At 61.1% G+C, this 6,756-nt stretch carries 5 protein-coding genes and 1 pseudogene; 5 read left to right on the plus strand and 1 reads right to left on the minus strand.

Going from position 1 to position 6,756, the window contains the following annotated elements; all coding sequences use genetic code 11:
* The first annotated feature begins 48 nt into the window (after positions 1–48).
* From ACK59H_RS16125 to ACK59H_RS16135, 3 genes are all read left to right on the plus strand, one after another.
* Entirely contained in the window at positions 49–1,413 is a 1,365-nt protein-coding gene (locus tag ACK59H_RS16125) for an MFS transporter (protein WP_060479648.1), read from the plus strand.
* Positions 1,414–1,491: 78 nt separating this feature from the next.
* On the plus strand, positions 1,492–3,045 hold the full coding sequence (gene garD / locus ACK59H_RS16130; protein WP_060479649.1) for a galactarate dehydratase: 1,554 nt from the start codon (positions 1,492–1,494) through the stop codon (positions 3,043–3,045).
* A gap of 18 nt (positions 3,046–3,063) precedes the next feature.
* Complete coding sequence (locus tag ACK59H_RS16135; RefSeq protein WP_060479650.1) at positions 3,064–4,644, plus strand: aldehyde dehydrogenase (NADP(+)); 1,581 nt, start codon at positions 3,064–3,066, stop codon at positions 4,642–4,644.
* Between the two features lie 214 nt (positions 4,645–4,858).
* Here the strand turns inward: ACK59H_RS16135 and ACK59H_RS16140 are convergent, their stop codons facing one another.
* On the minus strand, positions 4,859–5,608 hold the full coding sequence (locus ACK59H_RS16140; RefSeq protein ID WP_186477353.1) for a FadR/GntR family transcriptional regulator: 750 nt from the start codon (positions 5,606–5,608) through the stop codon (positions 4,859–4,861).
* Positions 5,609–5,831: 223 nt separating this feature from the next.
* On the opposite strand from ACK59H_RS16140, the gene ACK59H_RS16145 reads away from it, so the two are divergent.
* On the plus strand, positions 5,832–6,479 hold the full coding sequence (locus ACK59H_RS16145) for a DUF998 domain-containing protein (RefSeq protein ID WP_060479667.1): 648 nt from the start codon (positions 5,832–5,834) through the stop codon (positions 6,477–6,479).
* Positions 6,480–6,553: 74 nt separating this feature from the next.
* Positions 6,554–6,756, plus strand: a pseudogene (locus ACK59H_RS16150) (hypothetical protein); the annotation flags it as partial.

Here is a 6,756-nt window from a genome sequence, read left to right on the forward strand (position 1 = left end):
TACAACTCGTGAGCCCGCACAAAAATAACTAGTGGGAGTGATGCCAGCATGCAAGCGACTAAAAAGACGCATGTGCGCTACCTGATCCTGTTCATGCTGTTCCTGGTGACCACGATCAACTACGCAGACCGTGCAACCATCGCCATTGCAGGCTCCAGCCTGCAGAAAGACCTCGGCATCGATGCCGTCACCCTCGGGTATATTTTCTCCGCCTTCGGATGGGCGTACGTGGCCGGGCAGATCCCCGGCGGCTGGCTGCTGGACCGCTTCGGTTCGAAGAACGTCTACGCCTTCAGCATTTTCACCTGGTCGCTGTTCACCCTGCTGCAGGGCTTTGTCGGCGGTCTGCCAGTTGCATGGGCAGTGGTGACCTTGTTTACCTTGCGCTTTCTCGTCGGCTTTGCCGAAGCCCCCTCGTTCCCCGGCAACGCCCGGGTCGTCGCGGCTTGGTTCCCGACCCAAGAACGCGGAACGGCTTCGGCGATCTTCAATTCAGCGCAGTATTTCGCCACCGCACTGTTTGCCCCGATCATGGGCTGGATAGTCTTCAGTTTCGGTTGGGAACATGTGTTCGTGGTCATGGGGGCGCTGGGGATCCTGTTTTCCATGGTATGGCTCAAGACCATCTACAACCCGCGTCAGCACCCGCGCATCAGCCAAAGCGAACTGGACCACATCGAGCAAAACGGCGGCCTGGTCGACATGGACCAGAAGCGTGGTAACAGCGGCCCCAAATGGGGCTACATCAAGCAATTGCTGACCAGCCGCATGTTGCTTGGGGTGTACCTGGGCCAGTACTGCATCAACGCCATCACTTACTTCTTCCTTACCTGGTTCCCTGTCTATCTGGTTCAGGAACGGGGCATGACCATCCTCAAAGCGGGCTTTATCGCCTCGCTGCCAGCGATCTGCGGCTTTATAGGGGGCGTGCTGGGCGGAGTCATCTCGGACTGGCTGCTGCGTCGCGGCAACTCGCTGACCTTCTCGCGCAAGCTGCCAATCGTCTGTGGCTTGCTACTGTCCACCACCATGGTTTTCTGCAATTACGTGGATACCGAATGGATGGTGGTGGGTTTCATGACCCTGGCGTTCTTCGGCAAGGGTATCGGGGCGCTGGGCTGGGCGGTGGTGGCAGATACTTCACCCAAGCAGATCGCCGGGCTTTCGGGAGGGCTGTTCAACACCTTCGGCAATATTGCCTCGATCACTACGCCCATCGTTATCGGCTACATCATCAGCGCCACAGGTTCGTTCAAGTGGGCCTTGGTGTATGTGGGTGCCAATGCGCTGGTGGCGGTCTTCAGCTATCTGGTGATCGTCGGCCCGATCAAGCGTATCGAGTTGCGCGAAGATGCACCGCTTTCCAATTCTGAGCCAAGCGCTAGCAGCAAGCTGGCCACCTCGCAGCACTGAGTGATCACGCCCGTGCCGGCAATGCCGAAACGGGCGGATGTACAAAAAGCCTGAGAATCCGACAAGTAGGGCCCAAACATGCAGTTGATCGAACATTCCGATTCGCCCCGCTACGTACGCCTGCACGAGAACGATAACGTCGTGGTCGTAGTGAACGACGGTGGCCTAGGTGAAGGGGCACGGTTCGCCGATGGCCTGACGCTGATCGAAGCTGTACCACAAAGCCACAAGGTTGCGACCGTAACCATCGCTAAGGGTGAGGCGGTGCGACGTTACGGGCAAGTCATCGGCTACGCGCTGGAAGACCTGCGCCAGGGCAGTTGGGTGCAGGAAAGCCAACTGGCAATGCCTGCTGCACCGGAGCTCGATAGCCTGCCGCGCTGCGACGCAGTCCCGGCTGCCCTGCCGCCACTAGAGGGCTTCACCTTCGAAGGCTTTCGCAACGCCGACGGCACTGTCGGCACCCGCAACATCCTTGGCATCACCACCACTGTGCAATGCGTAACCGGCGTGCTGGAGCACGCGGTCAAACGTATCCGCAGCGAACTGCTGCCCAAGTATCCCAACGTCGACGACGTGGTAGCCATCACCCACAGTTACGGTTGCGGCGTGGCAATCAACGCGCGCGATGCGTACATCCCGATCCGCACTGTGCGCAACCTGGCGCGCAACCCCAACCTGGGAGGCGAAGCGCTGGTAATCAGCCTGGGCTGCGAAAAGCTCCAGGCCGGGCAGGTCATGCACGATGGCGACCCTTCGGTTGACCTAAGTGAACCGTGGCTGTATCGCTTGCAGGACGCCACCCTTGGCTTCAGCGAAATGATCGAACAGATCATGGGCCTGGCCGACACCCGCCTGAAAAAACTCGACCAACGCCGCCGCGAAACCGTCCCGGCCAGCGAATTGATTCTTGGCATGCAGTGCGGTGGCAGCGACGCCTTCTCCGGCATTACCGCCAACCCGGCGCTGGGCTTTGCCGCCGACCTGCTGGTGCGTGCAGGCGCCACAGTACTGTTCTCGGAAGTGACCGAGGTGCGTGATGCCATCTACATGCTCACTTCCCGCGCCGAGAACCAAGAAGTCGCCGCCGCCTTGGTACGCGAGATGGACTGGTACGACCGTTACCTGCAACAAGGTGCGGCAGACCGTAGCGCCAACACCACGCCGGGCAACAAGAAAGGCGGCCTGTCGAATATCGTCGAGAAGTCCCTCGGTTCGATCGTCAAATCTGGCAGCGGCGCCATCCAGGGCGTCCTTGGCCCAGGCGAGCGGGTCAACCGCAAGGGCCTGATCTTCTGCGCCACCCCGGCCAGCGACTTTGTCTGCGGCACCCTGCAACTGGCTGCTGGCATGAACCTGCATGTATTCACCACTGGCCGTGGCACGCCGTATGGCTTGGCCATGGCGCCCGTGGTCAAGGTCTGTACCCGTACCGAACTGGCTCAGCGCTGGCCCGATTTGATCGACATAGACGCAGGCAGCATCGCCAGCGGTCGCTCGACCATCGAAACCCTGGGCTGGGAGCTGTTCCACTGCTACCTGGACGTTGCCAGCGGCCGTAAGCAGACCTGGGCTGAACAACACCGCCTGCATAACGACATCACCTTGTTCAATCCGGCACCCATTACCTGATATCCCTAGGAGACCCACATGCCAGAGATCCTCGGCCACAATTTCATCGCAGGTCAACGCAGCGCCGCCGGCCCGCAACGCTTGCAAAGCCTGGACGCCACCACCGGCGAGGCCCTGCCTTACAGCTTTGCCCAAGCCACTGACGGCGAAGTCGATCAGGCCGCTAACGCTGCCAAAGCCGCTTTTGCTGAGTTCCGCCAACTGAGCCCGACGCGGCGCGCCGAATTCCTCGAAGCGATCGCCGCCGAACTGGACGAGCTCGATGACAGTTTCGTCGCCATCGTCTGCCGCGAAACTGCCCTTCCAGCCGCTCGCATCCAGGGCGAGCGCGGCCGCACCAGCGGCCAAATGCGCCTGTTCGCCCAAGTGCTACGCCGCGGGGACTTCCTCGGGGCTCGGATCGACCTGGCCCTGCCTGAGCGCAAGCCGCTGCCACGGGTCGACCTACGTCAGATGCGCATTGGTGTCGGGCCTGTCGCGGTATTCGGCGCCAGCAACTTCCCGTTGGCCTTCTCCACCGCCGGTGGTGATACCGCAGCCGCCTTTGCCGCCGGTTGCCCGGTGGTTTTCAAGGCCCACAGCGGCCACATGGCCACCGCAGACCTGGTGGGCACGGCGATCATCCGCGCCGCCGAGCGCACCGGCATGCCCCAAGGCGTGTTCAATATGATCTTCGGCAGCCGTGTTGGCGAAACGCTCGTGAAGCACCCGGCCATCCAGGCCGTAGGCTTCACCGGCTCGTTGAACGGGGGTGACGCGTTGTGTCGCATGGCTGCAGAACGCCCACAGCCGATTCCGGTGTTCGCCGAAATGTCGAGCATCAACCCGGTGATCATCCTGCCCGGTGCCCTGGCCAAGCGTGGCGAAGCCATCGCGGGTGAATTGGCAGGCTCTGTGTGCATGGGCGCAGGCCAGTTCTGCACCAACCCAGGGATGGTAATCGGCCTGAGCTCGCCACAGTTCAGTCAACTGCTGACGAATCTGGGGCAGCAGCTGGATGCCCAAGCCGGCCAGACCATGCTCAATGCTGGCGGCCTGCGAAGCTACGTAGGCGGGTTGGAGCATTTGCAAGCCCATGCCGGCATCCAGCATCTGGCTGGTCAAGCCCAGGAAGGCAGTCAGGCCCGCGCGCAACTCTTCAAAGCTGATGCCAGCCTGCTGATCAACGCCGATCCGCTGCTGCAGGAAGAAGTGTTCGGCCCGACCACCGTTGCTGTGGAGGTTCAGGACGACGACCAGTTGCGCGCCGCACTGCTCGGGCTGCGTGGCCAGCTTACCGCCACATTGATCGGCGAGGCTGAAGACTTCGAGGCATATGCCTGGCTGGTGCCTTTGCTAGAGGAAAAAGTCGGCCGCATTCTAATCAACGGATACCCGACCGGCGTTGAAGTCTGCGACGCGATGGTGCATGGCGGCCCTTACCCGGCTACCTCCGATGCCCGCGGCACGTCGGTTGGCACCCTGGCCATCGACCGCTTCCTGCGCCCGGTGTGCTATCAGAACTACCCGCAGGCGTTGCTGCCCGAAGCACTGCGCGACAGCAACCCGCTTGGGCTGCGCCGCTTGGTCAACGGGCAGTGGAGCGAAGGCTCGATTTAAAGGCTCTGAAACGCGCACGCTCCGCACGTGCGCTAACGCTGCTCAGTGAACTAGGGGGGTCGCTTTGCGGCCCTTTGCCTGCCTAAGGCTGAGTACAAGGTCCGAGCAGGCCTTGGATTGACAGCATTATGCGGGCGTTTCCAGCATCAACCTGCTACAGAGTGGGGTGCGTGCGGATTTACCCGCGAAGAGACCGGAACAAGCTCTTGAGCAATCAGGCCCCTTGCGCCTCGGCTTGCTCATGGGCCTGACGCAAACGCTCGCGACTATTGCTCAGATGCATGCGCATGGCCATTTTCGCCCCTTCGCTGTCGCGCCGCGAGATGCTTTCATAGATCGCTTCATGTTCATGCATCAGTCGGCTCATGTAGTGGGCCTGGTCGTCGTGGGCCAAACGTGCCGAATTCAACCGGGTACGCGGAATGATACTGGTGCCCAAGTGGTTGAGAATATCAGCGAAGTAATGGTTGCCGCTGGCCTGGGCAATACGTAAATGGAACTGGAAGTCTGCCGACACCGCATCGTTGGCGTGGGCAGCACCTTCGTTGAGTTCGTCCAGCGCCGCGCGCATACCCGCCAGTTCTTCATCGCTGCGCCGCTGTGCCGCAAGGCCCGCCGCTTCGATTTCCAGGGCGATGCGCAGCTCCAGCACCGCCAGCACCTCGCGCAAGGTAACCACGGTCGCCGGGTCGATTCGAAAGCCGCCAGTCGCTGGTGCATCCAGCACGAAGGTGCCGATACCGTGTCGCGTCTCGACCTGCCCCGCCGCCTGCAGCCGGGAGATCGCCTCACGCACCACGGTGCGGCTGACACCCTCCTCGGCCATGATCTGCGATTCGGTCGGTAGCTTGTCGCCGCGCTTGAGTTGGCCGCTGCGAATGCGCTCGGTCAGCACCGTGACCAGTTCCTGAGCCAGACTGCGCGGCTTGCGCCGGGTCCTAGCCTGTACCTGCTGCTCTGTCATGCCGTGTATTTCACCTTGAAAGACAGCGCCCATGATAGCGCAAGCAGTTGTACGATCACATACACCCTATGCGGTATTTCACGCTCGCGCTGTAAGTCTGCAGATTACCCTGCACAACCCCCGGCTGCGCGCAGCTCCACATCTCAGCGCCTTTTGAAGGGCGCGAGACAAAGCTCCGCAACTTATCTATCGTGTGCGCTTTCCATGGAAGGAAGCAATGCGCATGAAACCACTCGACCGTGCCCTGCTCACCTGCGCGGTGATCATCCCGTTCTGGTTGTTGATAGGTGTCTGGCTCACCGCACTGGCCTATCCGGGGTATGATCATTTGCATCATGCCATGAGCCAACTGGGTGCTACCGGCGCACCAACCCAGCGTTGGTCTGCGTGGGTGAACAACTTTCCACTCGCCGTACTATTTACCTGCTGCGCATTCGGGCTGGCCCGGCAATGGCGCCACTCGAAGTTGGCCATGCTGAGTGCGGCACTCGTTTTCTTACACGGTGTAGGCAGCCTCGGTACTGGGGTTTTCGCTTGCGACGAAGGCTGCGCTCCCACCGTCCCCTCGCATGCTCAACAAATTCATAACCTCAGCGGTTTGCTGATGTTCCTATCGTTGACGCTAGCCTGCGCAATCTGGGTAAGGCTCGGCAAGAGATTGGCCGCTGCGCCTGCTTTGAGCCGGTTGTCTCTGTTCTGCCTGATAGCCGCCTTGGTGACAGCAGCGCTGATGGCCCAAGCAGCACAAAACGGCCATCTATTCGGTTTGTATCAACGGCTCAACTATGGCGTGTCGGTAATGTGGGTGGCGGCGCTTGCGCTGTGGACCCTGCGCCAGGCACCACCCATGGGCTTGCACCCGGTGACTTGATGGGAAAATGCTGGCCCCCAGGTTGCGCAAGCACAGGCAAACTCCTTTGATCTTCAGATGCTTAGGACAGCAACATGCGACCCATTCGAGCTACAGTAGCCGTCTTCTCACTCACCGCCTTGGCCTTCGGCGCACACGCCAAGCCGCTTGATCAGAACGACCGCAAAGTGTGTGGTTGGGGCTCGCAAATCGCCGCCGAAGCCCAGCAGGCGAAGCTTTCGGGTGTGACACTGTACGCCACCCGCAAGAAGCTGCAGGTCCGACGCTTCGCCAAACC

The sequence above is a fragment of the Pseudomonas sp. KCJK9000 genome (assembly GCF_046230725.1).
Classification (GTDB): domain Bacteria; phylum Pseudomonadota; class Gammaproteobacteria; order Pseudomonadales; family Pseudomonadaceae; genus Aquipseudomonas; species Aquipseudomonas promysalinigenes.